Source organism: Flavobacterium gossypii, from assembly GCF_014138495.1.
Lineage (GTDB): Bacteria > Bacteroidota > Bacteroidia > Flavobacteriales > Flavobacteriaceae > Flavobacterium > Flavobacterium endophyticum.
In genome coordinates, this window is the sequence record NZ_JACJIS010000001.1 from 1,562,769 (window position 1) to 1,581,656 (window position 18,888).

Annotated in this window: 19 protein-coding genes; 13 read left to right on the top strand and 6 right to left on the bottom strand. The window is 37.4% G+C overall.

Translation table 11 applies throughout. The features are described 5' to 3' along the window. Positions 1-123 precede the first annotated feature (123 nt). A complete protein-coding gene (locus GGR22_RS07175) occupies positions 124-1,719 on the top strand; it encodes a S8 family peptidase (protein WP_182493089.1) in 1,596 nt (531 codons plus the stop codon). Positions 1,720-1,778: 59 nt separating this feature from the next. Next, positions 1,779-3,683: a M1 family metallopeptidase gene (locus GGR22_RS07180; RefSeq protein ID WP_182493090.1), complete on the top strand. Its 1,905-nt coding sequence runs from the start codon at positions 1,779-1,781 to the stop codon at positions 3,681-3,683. A gap of 30 nt (positions 3,684-3,713) precedes the next feature. On the opposite strand, the gene GGR22_RS07185 is transcribed toward GGR22_RS07180, so the two are convergent. Beyond that, a complete protein-coding gene (locus GGR22_RS07185; RefSeq protein ID WP_182493091.1) occupies positions 3,714-4,412 on the bottom strand; it encodes a S24 family peptidase in 699 nt (232 codons plus the stop codon). 331 nt (positions 4,413-4,743) lie between these two features. On the opposite strand from GGR22_RS07185, the gene GGR22_RS07190 reads away from it, so the two are divergent. Genes GGR22_RS07190 through GGR22_RS07205 form a run of 4 tightly spaced genes read left to right on the top strand, consistent with a single transcriptional unit; the run spans position 4,744 to position 7,100 of the window. Then, the gene (locus GGR22_RS07190; protein WP_182493092.1) at positions 4,744-5,223 is read left to right on the top strand and encodes a M15 family metallopeptidase; all 480 of its coding nucleotides are present in this window, start codon (positions 4,744-4,746) and stop codon (positions 5,221-5,223) included. Between the two features lie 5 nt (positions 5,224-5,228). Beyond that, on the top strand, positions 5,229-5,693 hold the full coding sequence (locus GGR22_RS07195; RefSeq protein ID WP_182493093.1) for a hypothetical protein: 465 nt from the start codon (positions 5,229-5,231) through the stop codon (positions 5,691-5,693). 5 nt (positions 5,694-5,698) lie between these two features. After that, complete coding sequence (locus GGR22_RS07200) at positions 5,699-6,019, top strand: hypothetical protein (protein WP_182493094.1); 321 nt, start codon at positions 5,699-5,701, stop codon at positions 6,017-6,019. A 43-nt stretch (positions 6,020-6,062) separates the two neighbouring features. Then, positions 6,063-7,100, top strand: a complete 1,038-nt coding sequence (locus tag GGR22_RS07205; protein ID WP_182493095.1) for a patatin-like phospholipase family protein — start codon at positions 6,063-6,065, stop codon at positions 7,098-7,100. Between the two features lie 60 nt (positions 7,101-7,160). Here the strand turns inward: GGR22_RS07205 and GGR22_RS07210 are convergent, their stop codons facing one another. Continuing rightward, positions 7,161-7,427 carry a hypothetical protein gene (locus GGR22_RS07210; protein WP_182493096.1) on the bottom strand — a complete coding sequence of 89 codons (267 nt, stop codon included), beginning with the start codon at positions 7,425-7,427 and terminating at the stop codon, positions 7,161-7,163. Positions 7,428-7,824: 397 nt separating this feature from the next. On the opposite strand from GGR22_RS07210, the gene GGR22_RS07215 reads away from it, so the two are divergent. The 5 genes from GGR22_RS07215 to GGR22_RS07235 all read left to right on the top strand — a co-directional run bounded on the left by GGR22_RS07215 (position 7,825) and on the right by GGR22_RS07235 (position 11,973). Continuing rightward, positions 7,825-8,232, top strand: a complete 408-nt coding sequence (locus tag GGR22_RS07215; protein WP_182493097.1) for a hypothetical protein — start codon at positions 7,825-7,827, stop codon at positions 8,230-8,232. 10 nt (positions 8,233-8,242) lie between these two features. Next, positions 8,243-8,623, top strand: coding sequence for a ribonuclease P protein component (gene rnpA / locus GGR22_RS07220; protein ID WP_182493098.1), 381 nt, complete (start codon positions 8,243-8,245; stop codon positions 8,621-8,623). Positions 8,624-8,697: 74 nt separating this feature from the next. Next, complete coding sequence (locus GGR22_RS07225) at positions 8,698-9,513, top strand: DUF4349 domain-containing protein (RefSeq protein WP_182493099.1); 816 nt, start codon at positions 8,698-8,700, stop codon at positions 9,511-9,513. Between the two features lie 4 nt (positions 9,514-9,517). After that, complete coding sequence (locus tag GGR22_RS07230; protein WP_182493100.1) at positions 9,518-11,155, top strand: S41 family peptidase; 1,638 nt, start codon at positions 9,518-9,520, stop codon at positions 11,153-11,155. Then, entirely contained in the window at positions 11,155-11,973 is an 819-nt protein-coding gene (locus tag GGR22_RS07235) for an OmpA family protein (RefSeq protein WP_182493101.1), read from the top strand. The genes GGR22_RS07230 and GGR22_RS07235 overlap by 1 nt, the downstream gene beginning before the upstream one ends. On the opposite strand, the gene GGR22_RS07240 is transcribed toward GGR22_RS07235, so the two are convergent. The 4 genes from GGR22_RS07240 to GGR22_RS07255 form a co-directional block, all read right to left on the bottom strand. After that, positions 11,970-12,416 (bottom strand): GNAT family N-acetyltransferase, encoded by a 447-nt coding sequence (locus GGR22_RS07240; protein ID WP_182493102.1) that lies wholly within the window; start codon positions 12,414-12,416, stop codon positions 11,970-11,972. The genes GGR22_RS07235 and GGR22_RS07240 overlap by 4 nt on opposite strands. A gap of 4 nt (positions 12,417-12,420) precedes the next feature. Further along, a complete protein-coding gene (locus tag GGR22_RS07245) occupies positions 12,421-13,392 on the bottom strand; it encodes a DUF4837 family protein (protein WP_182493103.1) in 972 nt (323 codons plus the stop codon). 42 nt (positions 13,393-13,434) lie between these two features. Further along, on the bottom strand, positions 13,435-15,354 hold the full coding sequence (locus tag GGR22_RS07250; protein ID WP_182493104.1) for a LysM peptidoglycan-binding domain-containing protein: 1,920 nt from the start codon (positions 15,352-15,354) through the stop codon (positions 13,435-13,437). A 102-nt stretch (positions 15,355-15,456) separates the two neighbouring features. Further along, the gene (locus tag GGR22_RS07255; RefSeq protein WP_182493105.1) at positions 15,457-16,644 is read right to left on the bottom strand and encodes a phosphoglycerate kinase; all 1,188 of its coding nucleotides are present in this window, start codon (positions 16,642-16,644) and stop codon (positions 15,457-15,459) included. Positions 16,645-16,898: 254 nt separating this feature from the next. Here GGR22_RS07255 and GGR22_RS07260 point away from each other — a divergent pair, with 254 nt between their 5' ends. Beyond that, a complete protein-coding gene (locus GGR22_RS07260; protein ID WP_182493106.1) occupies positions 16,899-17,669 on the top strand; it encodes a hypothetical protein in 771 nt (256 codons plus the stop codon). Positions 17,670-17,735: 66 nt separating this feature from the next. Then, positions 17,736-18,884, top strand: a complete 1,149-nt coding sequence (locus GGR22_RS07265) for a DNA polymerase III subunit (RefSeq protein ID WP_182493107.1) — start codon at positions 17,736-17,738, stop codon at positions 18,882-18,884. The last annotated feature ends 4 nt before the right edge of the window (positions 18,885-18,888 follow it).

The following is an 18,888-nucleotide window of genomic DNA, read 5'->3' on the forward strand; positions in this document are numbered from 1 at the left end:
CTTTAAAACGAATTCATTGAATTTAAAATCAATAGCATTCTAAAATAAAGTTAATTATTTATAAGTTTGTAACAAAGTAGGCGTATTTTTGGCGAAATAATCGAAATCAAATTTTTTTTGAAAATGAAAATAACAAGACTGTCCTTCCTTTCACTTCTATCAGTGTTGGTTTTATCGGGATGTGGTGCTTCAAAAAGCATTGCTCCAGTAACGAGTATCGAAAATCTTCCTTTGAAAACCTCAAAAATCAAAGAAGATGATTTAAAAAGATGGAGCCATCTGGATATCATAAAAGATACTGTTCCGGGAATGAGCGTTGACAAAGCCTATTCTCAATTGATCAAAAACAAAAAAGGCACGAAAGTGATAGTGGGCGTTGTCGATTCAGGAGTAGATATCGAACATCCGGACTTGAAACCTATTATCTGGACTAATCCAAAAGAAATTCCTGGAAACGGAATCGACGATGACAAAAACGGTTATATCGATGACATCCACGGATGGAATTTCCTTGGCGATATAAGCAATGAAACGCTAGAAATGACAAGAATTGTCCGTAAAGGAGACGACGGTTCAGAAAATTTCAAAAAAGCTAAAGCAGCTTACGAAAAAGAATATCAAGAAGCGTTGGCATCAAAACAACAGTTTGATTTCATCAACAATGCGGATAAGACCATCCAAAAAGAATTAAAAAAAGAAAACTATACGTTCGAAGACTTAAAAGCTTTTGAGCCTAAAGACCCGACTGTAAACCAATACAAAAAAGTAATGCTTTCGGTTATTTCGCAAGCCGGACCTGAGTTCAAGTCTGAGCTAAAAGAATACCAAGACCACATCTATAACCAGTTGAACTACAATTTGAATCTTGAGCATGATGGAAGAAAAATCATGGGCGATAATATCGACGACTTAAACGATTCAAAACATGGAAACAGCAATGTTACCGGACCTAAAAAAGAAGGTGCTTCTCACGGAACTCACGTTTCTGGAATCATTGCTCAAGTTAGAAACAATGGACTTGGCGGCGACGGTATTGCAAACAATGTAGCAATTATGGCTGTTAGAGCTGTGCCTGACGGAGATGAATACGATAAAGACATCGCTTTGGGTATCCGCTATGCGGTAGATAACGGAGCAAAAGTAATCAACGGAAGTTTCGGAAAAGGGTTTTCTCCACACAAACAATGGGTTTACGACGCCATCAAATATGCGGCAAGCAAAGACGTATTGATTGTTTTGGCAGCAGGAAATGAAGGTGCTGACCTAGATGTAGAAGAGCGTTTCCCAAATGACAGAATCGCTTCTGGAGAAATCGCTGACAACGTAATAAAAGTAGGTGCTTTAGATACAACATACGGAACAAACTTAGTAGCAAGCTTCTCTAACTACGGAAGCAAAGACGTAGATGTTTTCGCTCCTGGTGTTAAGATTTACGCTACTTATCCAAACAACGAATACAAATACGAGCAAGGAACCTCTATGGCTTCTCCAAACGTTGCAGGAGTTGCTGCATTGATTCGTTCTTATTATCCATCACTTACAGCTTCTCAAGTGAAACACATTTTGATGGATTCTGGTATTCCAACTAATATTGATGTAGTTCTAAACGGCGAAAAATCAAACAAGCGTTCGTTTTCAAAAATTTCGACATCCGGAAAAATGGTCAATGCTTATAACGCCTTGATTATGGCTGAAAAAATGGCTAAGACAAAAAAATAAAATTCAACAACTTTCAAGATGGAAGGGAGTTTCCCTTCCATTTTTTATTTTATACACCTATGAAACAACTATTTTTACTTTCAGTATTTTCATTATTCTGTGGAAATGCAAAGGCACAGAACGGTTATTGGCAGCAACACGTCGATTATAAAATGGACGTAAACATGGATGTAAAAACATACCAATACAAAGGAAAACAAGAACTGGTTTATACGAACAATTCACCAGACACTTTGAAAAAAGTCTTTTTCCATTTATACAACAATGCTTTCCAGCCTGGAAGCGAAATGGACATCAGGCTTCAGACAATTGTTGATCCAGACAAAAGGATGGTCAAGACGTCAAAATCTGGCGGCGTTGAAAAAACCGAAAGCAGAATAAGCCTTTTGAAGCCCAATCAGATGGGCTACCTTAACGTGACCAATTTCATGCAAGATGGCGTTTCGGCTACAACAACCGCTGTTGGAACCGTCTTAGAAGTTGAATTGGTCAAACCCTTGGCTCCAAAAAGCAAAACCAAATTTACCTTAGATTTTGACGGACAAGTACCTGAACAAATTCGCCGCTCTGGAAGAAACAGTTCCGAAGGTGTTGCGCTTTCGATGACGCAATGGTATCCAAAAATGGCCGAATATGATTTTGAAGGATGGCACGCCGATCCGTATATTGGAAGAGAATTTCATGGCGTTTGGGGGAATTTTGACATAAAAATCACTATCGATAAGAAATACGTTTTGGGAGGAACAGGATATCTCCAAAATAAAAACGAAATCGGACACGGCTACGAAGATGCAGGTGTCGAAGTAAAAATTCCTCGAAAAGTAAAAACCCTGACTTGGCATTTCAACGCACCGATGGTGCATGACTTCAGCTGGGCAGCCGATAAAGATTATGTCCACGATATTTATAAAGGTCCGAACAACGTAGAGCTGCATTTCTTCTACAAAGACAAAGCAAAACTTAGAGAAAACTGGAAAAAAATGCAGCCAAAAACGGCTGAATTGATGGATTTCTACAATAAAAATGTAGGTTCATATCCTTACAAACAATACTCTGTCATTCAAGGAGGCGATGGCGGTATGGAATATGCTATGTGTACTCTGATTACTGGAGAAAGATCGTACGGAAGCCTTGTCGGAGTTACAGCTCACGAAATGGCCCACTCTTGGTTCCAACATGTTTTAGCAACAAATGAATCCAAACACGGCTGGATGGACGAAGGATTTACTTCCTATATTTCTGATTTGGCAATGGCAAAAGTTTTGCCGAATAAAGACGAAAAGAATCCGTTTGAGTCTGCATATTCTAACTATTTCTATATGGTTCAGACTGGAAAAGAACAGCCACAATCCACACATGCAGATCGATTTGAAGAAAATATGGTGTATGGTATCTCATCTTATAGCAAAGGAGAAATTTTCCTTACACAGTTAGGATACATTATCGGACAGGCAAATCTTCAAAAAACACTTCATAAATTTTATAATGACTTCAAATTCAAGCACCCGACACCAAATGACATCAAAAGAACCGCTGAAAAGGTTTCAGGGATGAATCTGGATTGGTATTTGGTAGATTGGACACAGACAACCAATACCATCGATTATGCCATTAAAGAAGTACGAGATGCAGGCGGAAAGACAGAAGTTGTTCTGCAAAGAATAGGAAGAATGCCAATGCCTTTAGACATTGTCGTTACTTACGTAGATGGAAGCAAAGAAACATTCTATGCGCCACTGCAGATGATGCGCGGCATAAAAGAAAATCCATATCCAGGCGTAAAAAGAACTTTCTTGAAAGGCTGGGATTGGGCCTATCCGTCGTTAAAATTTACCATTGACAAAGGAATGGGACAAATCAGCAAGATTGAAATTGACCCCGAAAACCTCATGGCAGATGTCAAAAAAGACAATAACGTATATCCTGCTCCAATTCCGGATAACAGCAAGATCTTGAAAAACTAATAAAAAAGGCGGACAATATTGTCCGCCTTTTTAATTCATGGCATTAATCCTAATGCTTGCTTTTACCAAAGCCAGCGCTTTTATTTTTGAAAGTTCCACATCTTTATCCTGATGGTGCTTATTTTGGCTTACGAGCCTCACACAGCCCGGATTTTCGGATTTTTGGATATACTTCACGGTAACATATTCTTCACCGCTCATATCGATTCCTAGAAGGTACATTTCTCCCCAGAATATCTCATTAGCCACATCGTGTATTTCTTTATACAAGACAATATCGCCACTTTTCAAAAGCGGATACATACTATCGCCCGTCACGTAGACCGCTCCGTCGCATTTTGGCAAATGCGGAATAGAAATATGATCAATCGGATCTTGTGACTTGCTATCTTGAAATAACGGAACAAGACCAGCTATTGCTTCAATATCATAAAGCGGAATCTGCTGGTTTTCAACATAACTATCCGTTTTTAACTTATATGTCTCAATCTGCTTGTTGTTGAGAATTTCTTCATTATCCAAAAATATATTTCCTTGGCCTGTAAGAAGCCATGCCGGATTCAAATCTTTGTAAATGGAAAGAATATTTTCTAAAACTTGCGATCCGATGCTCTTTCCTTCTTTTACAGCTTTTGAAATACTTCCTCTGCTGGCACCAATGCTATTCTCAAAAGCATAAAAACTTATGCCTTTTTTAGCCATATATTGCCCTACTCTTTCTGAAACCATATGATTAAAGTATTATTTATTGCACAAAGCTATGAAAAAAATCTATAAAAAATAATATAATCTTCTGTTTATGAAAATAATTAAGATTAAATACATCTAAATTACAAATAATCCTACATAAATATATCGTACTTTTATATAAATAAGCTTTCTTTTACTTTATACTAATAGTTCTCAATTAGCAAGCACAACTATAATTAACACTATATCAAACATGTAACAGTATAATAGAAATTTAAAATAACTTAATTTAATAGAAAATATTCTTAATTTAATTTGTTTGATTGATTTTTTTCTTATAAATTTGTAATGTAATTAATTTTAAACACTTATGGATAAATATACAAAACAACGCATTGCCCAGCTTCATCCTTCGGTAAGAGAAGAAGTCACAAAAATTATTGAAGAATGCGACAGCGCCCTAACTGGCAGAGCTAAAGTCAGAATTACGCAAGGATTACGAACTTTTGAAGAACAAGATATTTTATATGCTCAAGGTAGAACAAACCCCGGTAAAAAAGTGACCAATGCAAAAGGCGGACAATCAATTCACAATTATGGTTTTGCAGTAGATATCTGCTTGATTATTGATGGAAAAACAGCTTCTTGGGATACCGCAAAAGATTGGGACAATGATAAAATTGCTGATTGGTATGAATGCGTGAAAATTTTTGCAAAGCATGGCTGGGAATGGGGCGGCAATTGGAAAACATTCAAAGACATGCCTCATTTTGACAAAAGAAACCTCAATAGCTGGAAAAAATTATCAAAGCTTAAGAAAGATAAAAACGGATATGTAATTCTAAATTAACATCTATGAAAACAATGAGAAACATCGTTGCGCTTTTCTTTTTAGTCTCTCTATCAGTTTCCTGCGAGTCGACAAGGACGGCAATCTTTGATCAATATTCGTATCAGAAAACGACAGAACTAAAAGTAGAAGCCTCAAAATTAATGGACAAGGCAACATCGCCCTATCCAAAACACCAGCAAGAAGCAGAAGCTTTTTTGTTGGACGTAGAAAAGCTGATGGAATATGAAAAAAACAAGCCCGATAACGAAATTACTTTCACTATGTGGAAAGTGCTGACCGACAAAGAAAAAAACCTCCTTTCAGGATTTTTCAAGCACTGGAAAGAGAAAGAATCTTTGTCGCCTATTTTTCTTCAAGAATCGAAAAAGCAAGTATTGGAAGCCTTGGACTTGCTAATACAATATGAAATCAAAAAAGACAAAGTGTCAAAAGAAGGGCTTTTGGGCCTCATCAACAGTAATAACTAGAAATCATGGATATCGACAAATTATTAAAAGAACTTAAGCGAGAACTTGTCAAACTCTTAGGCGACAAGTACAAAGAATTCAAGCCGGAAATCCAAAAAGACATCAATGATTTTTTGGAAAAATCAAGAGAAAAATTAGAACGCTGGTCGATATTACTAGCCACAGCATCGCTAACAGAAGAAGAGTTTTCATGGTTGCTGAAAAGTCAGCAGGACTTAATCACTCTTAAAGCATTGCAAGGAGCAGGATTATCAAAAATCAGAATCAATAACATCAAAAACACGATACTGCAAACTGTTTTCAAAACAGTCATTATGAGCCTGTAGGCTATAAAAACGACAAGACCCCAAATCTTAAATCATAAAAGCCATGTCAAAAAAAATCAGAATCTTAAGCCTGGACGGAGGCGGAATCCGAGGGATTATTACCTGCGTCATTTTAAAATATATTGAAGAACAGCTCCAAAAGCTCGATAATCCTAATGCAAAAATTGGCGATTATTTCGACCTTATCGCCGGAACCAGCACTGGCGGAATCCTTGCGGCTATTCTTCTTTTTCCCAATAGCGACAAAAAAGCAAAATATTCCGTCGAAACTGCGCTGGATTTATATGCCAAGCACGGCGAAACTATTTTCAATGTCTCATTTTGGCAACAGCTCATCAATCCATTTGGGCTTTTTAATGAAAAAATTTCTCAGAGAGCTTTAGAAAGACAGCTTCAGGAAGTATTCGGAAAACTCGAAATCAAAGATTTCATAAAACCCTGCCTGATTACTTCGTACGACATCTTTCACCGAAAAGCAAAATTTTTTACCAGCCATGAAGCGAATTCCGATTTAGAAAATTTCTACGCCAAAGATGCCTGCAGGGCAACCTCAGCAGCGCCCACCTATTTCGAGCCTGCCAAAATAAAATCGCTGTATGGGCAGGAATTCACGCTCATAGACGGCGGCGTATATGCCAATAACCCTGCCTTATGCGCTTACGCTGAAGCTAGAAAAATTGAATTTTCAAAAATATTGCAGCATCCTGAAAAAAAAGATTATCCCAAAATAAGCGATATGATTATCCTATCTATTGGCACGGGAGAAGTATTAAAGCCCTATAATTTTAGGCAGTTTGAAAATGCTGGAAAAGTAAAGTGGATTCAGCCACTTATCGACATACTGCTTTCGGCAAACGTAGAAACCACCGACTATCATCTCCGTAAAATGTATGAAACGCTTGGTGCCCGAAACAGGCAGAACTACCATCGCTTGATGCCTTCTTTAAAAAATGCATCGCCAGAGATGGATGATGTTTCCTCAAAAAACATCTATGAATTGATTCAAGCAGGCTTGGCCTACATCGATCAGCATCGTGAAGAATTGAATGAAATCGCAAAAAAACTAATAAAACACAGCTAACAAAAAAACCTCTGGAAATTTCCAGAGGTTTTAATAGATAGTTGGTCGGTTAGGATTATACTATTCTTGTTTTTTAGCTGTTGTAGCTGGTTGCGCTGGAGCTGCTGGTTTTGCAATTTCAGCAGTTTTGGTGGTAGTAGTTTCTACTTTTTTGGCTCCGTTGGCTTCTTGTTTCACTTCCGTGGTTTTAGAAACTTCTGTTTTCTTTTCGGCGGTTGCAGTAGTTGCTGCATTTTTTACGGCTTCTTTAGTCGTTTTCTTTGGCGTTTCTTGTGCAAATGCTACAACTCCGGTAAGCATGATCGCGCTTAAAATTAATTTTTTCATAGTGAATTTTTTGTGTGATTTATAGTGGTTTGGTATATTTTCCAAGTATAAGGCAATTTCAATGCCATTGACAAAAATTTATCAAATCGACATCTACTCTGATTATATAAAAACTGACACAAAGTCCCCGTAAATAAAGCGTTTTTATAAAATTTATTAATTGGATTGATATCAAGATTCCCATAATAATTTGTTTCAGAATCATTTTGAAATCTGTAGATTTTTGGGGATTGTGTAGAAATTTTATGTTAAATTTTTGGGGAAACAATGCAATCTAGCGTTATTTTTATTTCAAACTGGCATAGTTTTTATGCAATGGATGGCATGGAGGAATGATTTGCACTCAAATCTTACAATCCAAATATATTTGTAACTTTACCGCTTTATAAATTTTAAGATGAAAGCATTAAAAATAGTAGCCTTCTTATTTTTCTTCGTTGCTGGTACACAGCAAACTTTTGCACAGAAATACAGATTCAAGACTTCCAGCTACAGCGTTATGGAAAAAAACGCAAAAGGCGGATGGGGAAAATGGTCTGATTTCAAAGACACGAGCCTTATCATCACTTTGGACGGCGATAAGAACCGAATTGTCGTAAACTCAGCACAGACTCAATTGTACAACATTGAAGTGTATGGAAAAACGATAGAAAACGAAACAGACAAAACGGTTACTTTTAATTGCATCGACAATAGCGGCGACCGCTGTGTCATCGAAATCATCACTCGAAAAAAACAAGGCAACCGCATCCAATTCTACATCAACTATCCTGATTTAAAAATCGTATATAATATCTATCCGTAAATCCAGGAGAATGACTACCTATCCCAAATCGGAAAAACTAAAAAGCAAGACTACGATTGACCTGATGTTTCGCGAAGGCAAGTCGGTGTCAAAATATCCGTTAAGGCTGGTATATACGAAAGCTGTTCTTGAAGAAGACCAAAAGCTGAAAATCGGGGTTTCTGTTTCTAAAAAGTATTTCAAGAAAGCGGTCGACAGAAATTATTTCAAGCGTGTACTGCGGGAAACTTACCGACTCAACAAAACCCTTTTGCTCGATTCTTTGGAAGAACCCTACGCATTTATGCTCTTATACCAGACAAAAGACAAGCTGTCTTATGAAGAAATAAATCAGAAAACCATACAGCTTTTTGAAAAATTCCATCTTCAACTAAAACCAAAAGAAGAATAACACTCCGTGCATATAAGTCTGCAACACACTAAAAATGAAAGATTTTTCGTTAACAGATTATAAAACAAACTTATATGAAAACCATCCTCCCAATTTTTATTCTGTTTTTTCTTTTTTCTTGTAAAAATGATGTTGATAATATGGAAGCTGTTGCGTATGACTCTGCGGCAGAAATGAGCGAGCCTATGGCTGATAAAGTAAGCTATGCTCCCTCGGAATCATCTTCCCCAGAAATTGAGCAGAAAATCATAAAAACGGCCAAACTAACTTTTGAAACTGACGATTTAGCGGAAACAACCGAACAAGTCCGAAAAGCTGTAAAAGACAACAAAGCCAGTATTGAAAAAGATGTTGAAGGAAAAAACAACCATTCAATTTACCGAAAAATTACAGTCCGGATTCCAAACCAGAATTTTGAAGGATTTATAACTGCCGTTGGAAAAGGCGTTTCCTATTTTGATGAAAAAGAAATCTCCTCAGACGATGTTACCGCAGAATTCATTGATACAGAAGCAAGGCTGAAGGCTAAAAAGACTTTAGAAGCGCGATATCTGGAACTGCTCAAAAAGGCAGGAAAGGTTTCGGAAATACTAGAAATAGAAAAAGAACTTTCAACAATAAGAGAAGAAATAGAATCGAAAGAAGGACAGTTAAAATACATGCAAAGCCAAGTAGCGATGAGCTCTGTCTATCTTGAATTTTATAAGACCAAACCCGCAGAAAGTGGTGTGGCGCAATCCTATGGAAACAAAATGGGAAATGCCCTAGAAACTGGTTTTCTTAGAGTTTCAAGTTTATTTTTATGGATTTTAAATGTTTGGCCATTTATTCTTATTTTAGTGGTCTTGTTTTTCATCATCCGCAGAAGGTTCAAAAGAAAAAAAGCTTAAAATTATGTATGCATTTTTAAAAAAGAGATATATCATTCCGGTAGTTGCGGGAGGTCTTTTATATGTTGGGGCGAGTTTCAGAAATGATTTCTTTGAAATTGCAAAACAAATAGAAATATTCACGATGATGTTCAAGACCGTGAATATGAATTATGTAGACGAAACAAATCCGGGCGACCTGATGGACAAGGCAATCAAAAACATGCTTTTGGAGCTCGATCCTTATACGGTTTATTTCAACGAACAGGATGTCGTAAAATTCAAAATCAACAACACGGGCGAATATACTGGCATAGGAGCCATGATCACTCGAAAAGATGGCAAGCTAATTATCAAGGAGCCGTATAAAAACTATCCTGCCGATAAAGCCGGATTAAAAGCCGGAGACGAAATTATCCAGATTGGCGATGTCAATCTTGCCGATTTTAAAGACGATGCCTCGCAGTTGCTGAAAGGAAGCAAGAATGCCAAAATCGACATAAAATACATTCGCCAAGGAAAAACAAACAACACGACTTTAGTTTTGGAAGAAGTTGATCTGAAAGCTGTTCCGTTCTTCTCTAAAATAGACGATAAGACAGGCTATATCGTTCTTTCTCAATTTAATGCGAAAGCATCCTTAGAAACAAAACAAGCTTTAGAAAAACTAAAAAACGAAGGTGCCGAAAAAATAATCCTAGACTTAAGAGGAAACCCTGGCGGACTATTGGGCGAAGCTGTAAATATCTGTAACCTTTTTGTGCCAAGCGGCGAAACGATCGTGACTACAAAATCGCATATCGAAAAGCACAACAACACTTATAGTACTTCAAAAGCTCCTGTAGATACTGAAATTCCTTTGGTCATTTTAGTCGATGGAAGAAGCGCTTCTGCTTCAGAAATCGTGGCAGGTGCCTTACAGGATTTGGACAGAGCGGTTATTGTTGGCGCCAGAAGTTTTGGAAAAGGACTTGTGCAAAGACCAATCGACTTAACGTATGGAACACAAGTAAAAGTAACAATTTCAAGATATTATACGCCTTCTGGCAGATGTATTCAGGCGTTGGATTATGCGCATAAAGATAAGGATGGAAAAGCCATCCGCACCGATGAAAAAAACTACAATGCCTTCAAAACCAGAAAAGGAAGAACTGTGTATGACGGTGGTGGAATACAGCCTGACGTAGAACTTGCAGAAACAAAATTGAGCGCTATCACTGAAGCATTGGTCAAAAATGACGGTATCTTTAATTACGTGACCAAATACTATTATACAAAACCAGCTATAGGTGATAAAATCCCAACGGTTACAGATGCAGATTACGCTGATTTTAAAAAATTCCTAAAAGACCAGAAATTTGTGTTTGATACCGAAACGGAGCAATCATTGAAAAAAACGCTTGAATCGGCTAAAAAAGAAAAAATCGACGAAGACATCAAAGCAGAATTCCAGCAATTGCTTACCGCTTTGCAGAAAAGCGACGAGACACAGCTGAACAAGCACCAAGCAGAAATTAAGGAACTTATTTTAGACGAAATCATTAGAAGATACCAGTACAAAGAAGGACTTTACCAATATTACACAAAAAATAATTCCGAAATTAAAAAGGCTACTGCCCTGCTGAATAATCCTGCAGAATACAACAAAATACTAGTAAAATAATGCTTCGTTTTCTTAAAATTATCCCCCTGTTTATTTTTGGAATTGTTGCGGCGCAAGAAGAAGTAGTGCATTCCGTTTATTTTGACACCAACAAATTCAACCTGACTGATCATCAGATTGAAGAAGTCACAAAATTTATACAGTCCACCGATTCCGTTCGGATTGAATCCATCAGTATTTACGGCTATTGCGACGACCGCGGTAAAGATGAATATAATTTCAAGCTTTCCAGCAATCGTGCCAATGCCATCAAAGACAAGCTAGTCGAAAACGGAATCAAAAGCAAAATTATCGTCACTATCGAGGGAAGAGGAAGAATCTTGATTGAAGACGATATCGACAACATTTCAGAAGTTCGTTCCAAAAATCGACGCGTCGATGTCGTGATGAATTTCAAGGAAATTCCGATTGAAAAACTAGAATTGCCAGGCGTTTACAGCGAAATCCGCAAAAACCATGTGGTTGGCGATAGGATTTATTTAGAGAAATTGCTTTTTGAAAAAGGAAGCAGCAAACTCACGATGAAATCAAAAACCGAATTGGACAGGATGGCCAGGCAGCTTTTAAAATATAAAAATCTTGAGTTCGAAATCCAAGGTCACGTCTGCTGTACGCCTCCCTACCACAAAGAAGCTATTGACAAGCATACTAAAAAACGTAAGCTTTCTGTAAACCGCGCCGAAGCCGTCTACAAATACTTGGCTTTTAAAAAAGTGCCAAAAACACGCATGACGTTTAAAGGTTACGGAAACACACAGCCCCTTGGAAAAGGGCCAGATTTAGACCGTCGTGTTGAGCTGGTGATTACGAAGATTTAGCCTCTTTTCATTTCGATATGCGGAATTCCATCTTCGAGATATTCTTCGCTGGTTTGAGCAAAGCCATGGCTTTCATAGAATTTTTTGAGATACAGCTGAGCTGAAATCGTAATCTTGCTTTCTCCAAAATTACTTTTGACGGCCTCGATCGCTTCCCTGATCAAATCATGTCCCCATTTTTTATCGCGATAGGTTTCTTTGACAATGACCCTGCCAATAGAGGATTGTTCAAAATAATCGCCTGCTTTGAAGATTCTACAGTAGGCAACCGTTTCGCCTTCATATTCGCCGATTATGTGAATAGCCTTTCTGTCTTTTCCATCGATGTCTTGATAGACGCAATTTTGCTCGACCACAAAGACCTCGCTTCGCAATTCCAACACATTGTATAGTTCGTCGAGAGAAAGCGCCTTAAAAGGCTTTATTTTCCAAATCAGGGACATTTCTTTATTTTAAAATTTTAATACTTTTGATTATCGACTCCAATTCGTGCATCAAATCTCTTTGCGGCGTAGACGGTGCGTAGCAAAATCCTTCGATTATAAGAATCCTGTTATTCTTTTCGTCAATGATGCTGTAATTGATAAAAGGTCCCGACATCGTGTCGTTTCGTAATTCCCAATTTCCTTTGGTCTGATAGGCCTTCATGCCATCCAAAGTGGTGTTTAAAAGATAGGGTGAATAGGAATCTTCTGTAACCATTTGTGAGTTTTCCGTCGTACCGTGGATATAAAGGCCGCCGATCGAATCGCGAATCTTGACGATATTGTTGATTGCCTCGTCATTTTTTTTAATGCAATGCAACGGAATCTGGTAAATCAAGATGCTGGAATTGCCGCTCTGGATTTCTTTCTTCAGCCACAAAAACTTGTCTTTTTCAAGAACTGCCCGAAATGCTTTAGGTACCTGCAGCGAAATATTGAATTTTTCTTTCAGCTTTTTAGCATCCATCAATGATTTCTGGATGGTCTTTTGGCTCACTTCAATTTCGGTCTGCTGCATCAGTGCAATTATTGCAGAAGCATTTTTTTCGAGATGGTCAATAATCATGGCCGTAGTATTTCCGGAAATACGGATAAGGTTTTGAGGAACGGCATATTGATTTTCGGAAATGTCAAATACATTCCTAGCCTCTTTTTTTATGTAGAGGATATTCCTGTTTTTGGCCAAAGTGCCTTCGAAAGCGTGAAGTGGATATTGATTGATAGTAAAAAGCGGTTCTTCTTGCGGAAGTCCGTCAACTGGAGCTGCAAATTTTTTACGAATCGTGTCTCCTATTTCTCCTATCCAGAGCTTGTCATCAATAAAAACAGAAAGCGAATTTGTGTTTCCGATAGATTGTTTATCAGAAATTTTTTCTTCTTTTTGATTGCAGGAAAAGGCAAGAGTTACTAAAAATAAGAGCAATAGCTTTTTCATTGTGTTGCTTTTTGCAATGGAAAAGCTAAAATCCAAGGAAGATTATCCTTGGATTTTAAGCTTCATTCCAGGTTTGATGTTTTCGTTGCTAATATCATTCCATTTTTTGATATTTTCAACGGTAACTCCTGGATATTTTTTAGCAATGCTGAAAAGAGAGTCTCCTTTTTGAACTAAATATTGGTGTACTTTTGATGAAGATGCGATTTGTTGTTGTGCTTTTTCGGCTTTTGTTTCGATAACCGGAGCATTTTCATTCTTGATTAATTTTAGCTTGCTACCAGAAAGAACATTGGTGTCTTCTAGATTGTTCCATTCTTTAATTTCGGCAACTGTCACGCCATATTTCTTAGCAATGGCATTTAGGTTATCGCCTTTTTGAACAACATAAAATTCTGATTCGTTAGCTTCTTTGTTATCATTGTCTTCAAGAACAGCTTCTTTAGATTTTGCTTCTTGTTTTTCAACAGCAGCAATAGCTGTTTCTGTAGTATCTTTAGTTTTTACAGCAGGTTTAGCTGTTTTCTTTACTGAAGTTGTAGCCACTCTTTCGCTAGTCACGATTTTAAGGTTGGCACCAAGCATTACGTTGTTATTTTTAAGACGGTTCCATTTTTTGATTTCAGAAACTGTAACGCCATATTTTTGAGAAATCTCGCCAATATTATCGCCTTTCCTAACCTTATGGTATTTTGTCTTGGTAACTAATTTGCTTCCTTTTACGATTTCTGGCTCATCAGAATAATCTACGTATGGGCTTCTGGCTTCTGTAGAAGCAATAGCTGTTTCTGTCTGAGTGATTGCCGGAACATTTTGCTTTTTAGAGAAAAAAGGTTTTTCTCTTTTATCGTCTTCAATTTTCGCATACGCATAAATCTTGTCTTCATTAGACGTGAAAACGGCAATTTTTGGAAGCGGTAGTCTCAAGTAGCTGTTTTTCCCTTTGATGCTTGGAACGACATCTAATTTATACCCAGGATTCAAAAGTTTGATTTGTGATTCCGGAATGTCCAATAAATCAGAAATTTGCTTGAAGGTCATCTCACGTTTCACCATTACCGTATCGGTAGCAAAATAGCTGATAGCGGCTCTTTTTGGCTCAATTCCGTGTTCTTTATGGTATTCGTAAATATACATTGTCGCTAAGAAAGCCGGAACATATCCTTGCGTTTCTTTTGGAAGATTTTTTCTGATGTTCCAGTAATTTTGCTGACCTCCAGAACGTCTGATTGCTTTAGAAACGTTTCCAGGACCGGCGTTATACGAAGCCAAAACCAGATCCCAATCACCAAATATTTTATACATGTTGGAAAGGTATTGGCAAGCCGCTTCCGTCGCTTTCAAAGGATCGCTTCTTTCATCGACATAAGAAGAAACATCAAGGTTGTATTGTTTTCCGGTAGCAAACATAAACTGCCAAAGTCCTGTCGCTCCTACTCTTGATTTTGCATGAGGATTCAAAGCAGATTCTACAACAGCGAGGTATTTAATTTCTAACGGAACGTCGTATTTGGCAAGAGCGGCTTCAAACATCGGGAAGTAATATTCTGAAATCGCCATCAATCTTTCATAGGATCTCTTTCTGTTTTTCAAGAACGACTTGATGATGTTTTCCAACCCCTGATTGTATTCTATGTTGAAAGGAGATTTCGCATCCATTTCTTTCAAACGCGCTTTCAATAAATCGGTAGACAAATCGTAATCCACTTTTTCATCCGGATTGATATTGGCAATATCAAATTCCATTTCTTTGAAAAGGTCTTGATTTGTCAATTCATCCATCCATTCCTTATCGACGCAAGAAGCAACTTCATGATCGACAAATGTGCTTTTTATTGAGTCTAAAACAGATAATTTCGGAGTTATAATTTGGGGTGTGATCTCTTGCGAAACGGCATCTTGCGCAAGAATATTTAAAGAGAAAAAGGGTACTAAAAGTAGTGTTATTTTTGTTTTATTCATAATAGGGAATTATAACTTATTATATTTCAAATAATTATACATATTGCAAACTTAACTTTTTATAACTAATTTTTAAAAGGTTTAGTATAAAAAAATTGTTTTTTAACGTAGTATTGCATCAATTCCAGGCAATGATTTGCCTTCAAGCATTTCAAGCATTGCCCCGCCACCAGTAGAAACATAGCTCATTTTAGGCTCTAATCCGAATTGTTTTACGGCCGCAACAGAATCGCCTCCTCCAACAAGAGAAAAAGCACCTTTTTGAGTAGCTTTGGCAATAAATTCTCCTAAAGAGATGGTTCCATTTGCAAATTTTTCCATCTCAAAAACGCCTAACGGTCCGTTCCATAAAATTGTTTTTGATTCAAGGATTACTTTTTTGAAACGCTCTAATGATTCAGGTCCAGCATCAAGGCCTTGCCAGCCGTCAGGAATTTCATTTACATTTACAACTTGTGTTTCAGCATCATTAGAAAAAGCATTGGCTGCTATGACATCCACCGGAAGATGAATTTCTACATTTTTTTCTTTTGCTTTCTCCAGAATTTCAAGTGCCAGATCTAATTTATCGTCTTCGCAAATCGAATCGCCTATTTTTCCGCCCAACGCTTTGATAAACGTAAAAGTCATCCCTCCGCCAATAATCATATGATCTACTTTGTCAAGGATGTTTTCGATAACCGTAATTTTCGAAGAAACTTTCGATCCTCCTAAAACAGCAGTCACAGGCTTTTCGGAATTTTTCAAGACTTTATTCAAGCTCTCGATTTCTTTAGCCAATAACGTTCCGAAACATTTGTCATTAGGAAAAAACTGTGCGATAATTGTTGTCGATGCATGCGCTCTGTGTGCAGTTCCAAAGGCATCGTTCACATAAATATCTCCAAGCGAAGCAAGTTTTTTTGAAAAATCAACATCTCCAGCTTCTTCTTCTGAATAAAAACGAAGATTTTCCAGCAACAAGATTTCTCCTGGTTGTAAATTTTTCGCTGCTTCTTCAGCTACAGGACCAATACAGTCTTCAGCAAACTTTACTTTTTTGCCAAGGACCTCTGAAGTCTTGTCAAGAATATGTTGTAGAGAATATTTAGATTCTTTTCCTTTAGGTCTACCTAGGTGTGACATTAAAATCACGCTTCCGCCATCAGCAAGAATTTTATCTATTGTTGGCTTTGCCGCTTCAATTCGAGTCGCATCCGTCACTTTAAAATTGTCATCTAGAGGAACGTTAAAATCGACTCTGATTAATGCTTTTTTATGGTTGAAATTGAAGTCATTCAAAGTTTTCATTGTAGTATCTTTTAGTGGATTTTTTTATTGGATTCACAAATATATGATTTTTAACGAACTAAAAAATATCAAAACATTTAAAATAAGCCTAAATTATTAGCGAAAACGTTATAATTGGCTAAAATCCGGCTCAACAAATTTGGATTTGAAAATTTTGTACATTTATTTCTTATTAAAATTTGCCTACGCTTCTAAAAGTAGAATTATACCTTTTGTTCCTCATTATCAAAAAAATAATCAATTCTTTCAAACCTATGAAACATTCCTTTTTATTTGATCTCGATGCAAAATATATTGTCATCTTTTTATTTTTTGCAATGCTTCTCGCGATTAATCTTGGTTATCGGTTTGGAGTTAAAAAAACAAAAACAGATTCTGATAATTCTGGCATTTTGTCATCATTGCTAGGTTTGCTGGCTTTGATTTTGGCTTTCACTTTCGGAATGTCGGGTTCAAGGTATGAAAATCGAAAAGCCAGCCTTATTGACGAATCCAATTGTATCGGAACAGCAATTTTGCGAGCAGATACTTATCCGGATAGCTTAAAAAAAGCATTTAAAATAGATTTTAGCAGCTATCTGGATTCTCGGGTTGCTTATTTTGAATCCGACAGAGATGATGCAAAAATTAATAAAGCTCTTGCCACATCAGCCGCTATCAGCCAAAAATTATGGACTAGAGCCGCCTCTTATTCCAAAGACAAAGAATTGTTTTTGCCTTCCAACATGATGCTTCCGGCTCTAAATAGCATGTTTGACTCTGCTTCCACTGCCAATGCTGCTTATAATTCTAATGTTCCAGAATCGATCGTATATCTATTGTTGATTTTCTCCGTGATTATCTCTTTCTATATCGGTTATAGCTCTGGTTTTAAGAAGAAGATTGACAAATTTTATATCTTGGGATTTTGCCTTTTGACTTCTATCGTCATCTACATTACTTTAGATTTGGACAGGCCTAGACGCGGTTCCATAAATATGCACAACGAGGTATTTTTGTTTAAAGATTTGAAGAACAGTTTATAAAATCGCGGCTTTTTAGATTTTTATGTGCCTGTCCGCTCTTCATCATTTTTCCCCTATATTTGCTCCATGCTATTTTCAGAAATCCTAGGACAAGAACATATCAAAAGTCATCTTACGAAAAGCGCTGATGCCGGAAGGATTCCGCACGCTCAATTGTTTGTTGGCCCAGAAGGTTGCGGTACTTTGCCCATGGCTTTGGCGTATGCTCAGTATGTCTTGTGCAAAAATTCTGGAGGAGAAAATCAGGGCGAAAATGAAGCTTGTAATGTGAAATTCAATAATATTTCGCATCCTGATCTGCATTTCATTTACCCTACTGTTTCAACAGACGATGTCAAGTCAAAACCTAAAAGCCTAGACTTCATAGCCGATTGGCGCCAATTTTTGCTCGAAAATCCATACGGCGGATTGTTCGACTGGTATAAATACCTAGGCGTCCAAAACAAACAGGGACTAATTCGTGTTGAAGACGCACAGGAAGTATTGAAATCACTGTCGTTGAAGTCATACGAAGGTGGCTATAAGATTATGATTGTCTGGATGGCCGATAAGATGAATATTGAGGCTTCCAACAAACTTCTGAAAATTTTGGAAGAACCGCCTGAAAGAACGCTTTTTATCTTGATTTCTGAAGACGAAGAATCTATCATCCAGACGATTCGTTCCCGTTGCCAGGTTTTGCATTTCAATGGAATCCATGAAAATATAATTGCCAATGCTTTGGTTTCACGTGAAAATATGGATTTGCGTGAAGCAAAAAAAATCGCGCACCAAGCACAAGGAAATTTCAGCAAAGCATTGCATTTACTACATGAAGACAGCGAAGAACAGCCTTTTGAGCAATGGTTTGTGTTGTGGGTTAGAGCTGCTTTTAGGGCAAAAGGAAACGCTGCCGCAATCAATGACTTGATTTCTTGGAGCGAACAGATTGCCGGACTGGGACGTGAAGCGCAAAAGAAATTTTTGCATTTTTGTATCGAAATGTTTCGCCAGGCCTTATTGCTGAATTATCAAACGACAAGCCTTGTTTACATGGAACCCAAAGTGGAGAAATTCAAGCTGGAAAATTTTGCTCCATTCGTAAACGGCAACAATATTAACGACATATTTAAAGAGCTTTCCGATGCTGTCTATCACATCGAACGCAACGGAAATGCTAAGATTATCCTCACCGATCTATCCATTAAACTGACACGATTAATCCATAAAAAATAGCATT

Excerpts from the sequence above, each read along its gene's own strand:
- GGR22_RS07185 (WP_182493091.1), bottom strand. The coding sequence starts at position 4,412 with ATGGTTTCAGAAAGAGTAGGGCAATATATGGCTAAAAAAGGCATAAGT.
- GGR22_RS07265 (WP_182493107.1), top strand. The coding sequence starts at position 17,736 with ATGCTATTTTCAGAAATCCTAGGACAAGAACATATCAAAAGTCATCTT.
- GGR22_RS07255 (WP_182493105.1), bottom strand. The coding sequence starts at position 16,644 with ATGAAAACTTTGAATGACTTCAATTTCAACCATAAAAAAGCATTAATC.
- GGR22_RS07230 (WP_182493100.1), top strand. The coding sequence starts at position 9,518 with ATGTATGCATTTTTAAAAAAGAGATATATCATTCCGGTAGTTGCGGGA.
- GGR22_RS07235 (WP_182493101.1), top strand. The coding sequence starts at position 11,155 with ATGCTTCGTTTTCTTAAAATTATCCCCCTGTTTATTTTTGGAATTGTT.
- GGR22_RS07200 (WP_182493094.1), top strand. The coding sequence starts at position 5,699 with ATGGATATCGACAAATTATTAAAAGAACTTAAGCGAGAACTTGTCAAA.
- GGR22_RS07210 (WP_182493096.1), bottom strand. The coding sequence starts at position 7,427 with ATGAAAAAATTAATTTTAAGCGCGATCATGCTTACCGGAGTTGTAGCA.
- GGR22_RS07225 (WP_182493099.1), top strand. The coding sequence starts at position 8,698 with ATGAAAACCATCCTCCCAATTTTTATTCTGTTTTTTCTTTTTTCTTGT.
- GGR22_RS07240 (WP_182493102.1), bottom strand. The coding sequence starts at position 12,416 with ATGTCCCTGATTTGGAAAATAAAGCCTTTTAAGGCGCTTTCTCTCGAC.
- GGR22_RS07260 (WP_182493106.1), top strand. The coding sequence starts at position 16,899 with ATGAAACATTCCTTTTTATTTGATCTCGATGCAAAATATATTGTCATC.
- GGR22_RS07245 (WP_182493103.1), bottom strand. The coding sequence starts at position 13,392 with ATGAAAAAGCTATTGCTCTTATTTTTAGTAACTCTTGCCTTTTCCTGC.
- GGR22_RS07250 (WP_182493104.1), bottom strand. The coding sequence starts at position 15,354 with ATGAATAAAACAAAAATAACACTACTTTTAGTACCCTTTTTCTCTTTA.
- GGR22_RS07215 (WP_182493097.1), top strand. The coding sequence starts at position 7,825 with ATGAAAGCATTAAAAATAGTAGCCTTCTTATTTTTCTTCGTTGCTGGT.
- GGR22_RS07190 (WP_182493092.1), top strand. The coding sequence starts at position 4,744 with ATGGATAAATATACAAAACAACGCATTGCCCAGCTTCATCCTTCGGTA.
- rnpA (WP_182493098.1), top strand. The coding sequence starts at position 8,243 with ATGACTACCTATCCCAAATCGGAAAAACTAAAAAGCAAGACTACGATT.
- GGR22_RS07175 (WP_182493089.1), top strand. The coding sequence starts at position 124 with ATGAAAATAACAAGACTGTCCTTCCTTTCACTTCTATCAGTGTTGGTT.
- GGR22_RS07180 (WP_182493090.1), top strand. The coding sequence starts at position 1,779 with ATGAAACAACTATTTTTACTTTCAGTATTTTCATTATTCTGTGGAAAT.
- GGR22_RS07195 (WP_182493093.1), top strand. The coding sequence starts at position 5,229 with ATGAAAACAATGAGAAACATCGTTGCGCTTTTCTTTTTAGTCTCTCTA.
- GGR22_RS07205 (WP_182493095.1), top strand. The coding sequence starts at position 6,063 with ATGTCAAAAAAAATCAGAATCTTAAGCCTGGACGGAGGCGGAATCCGA.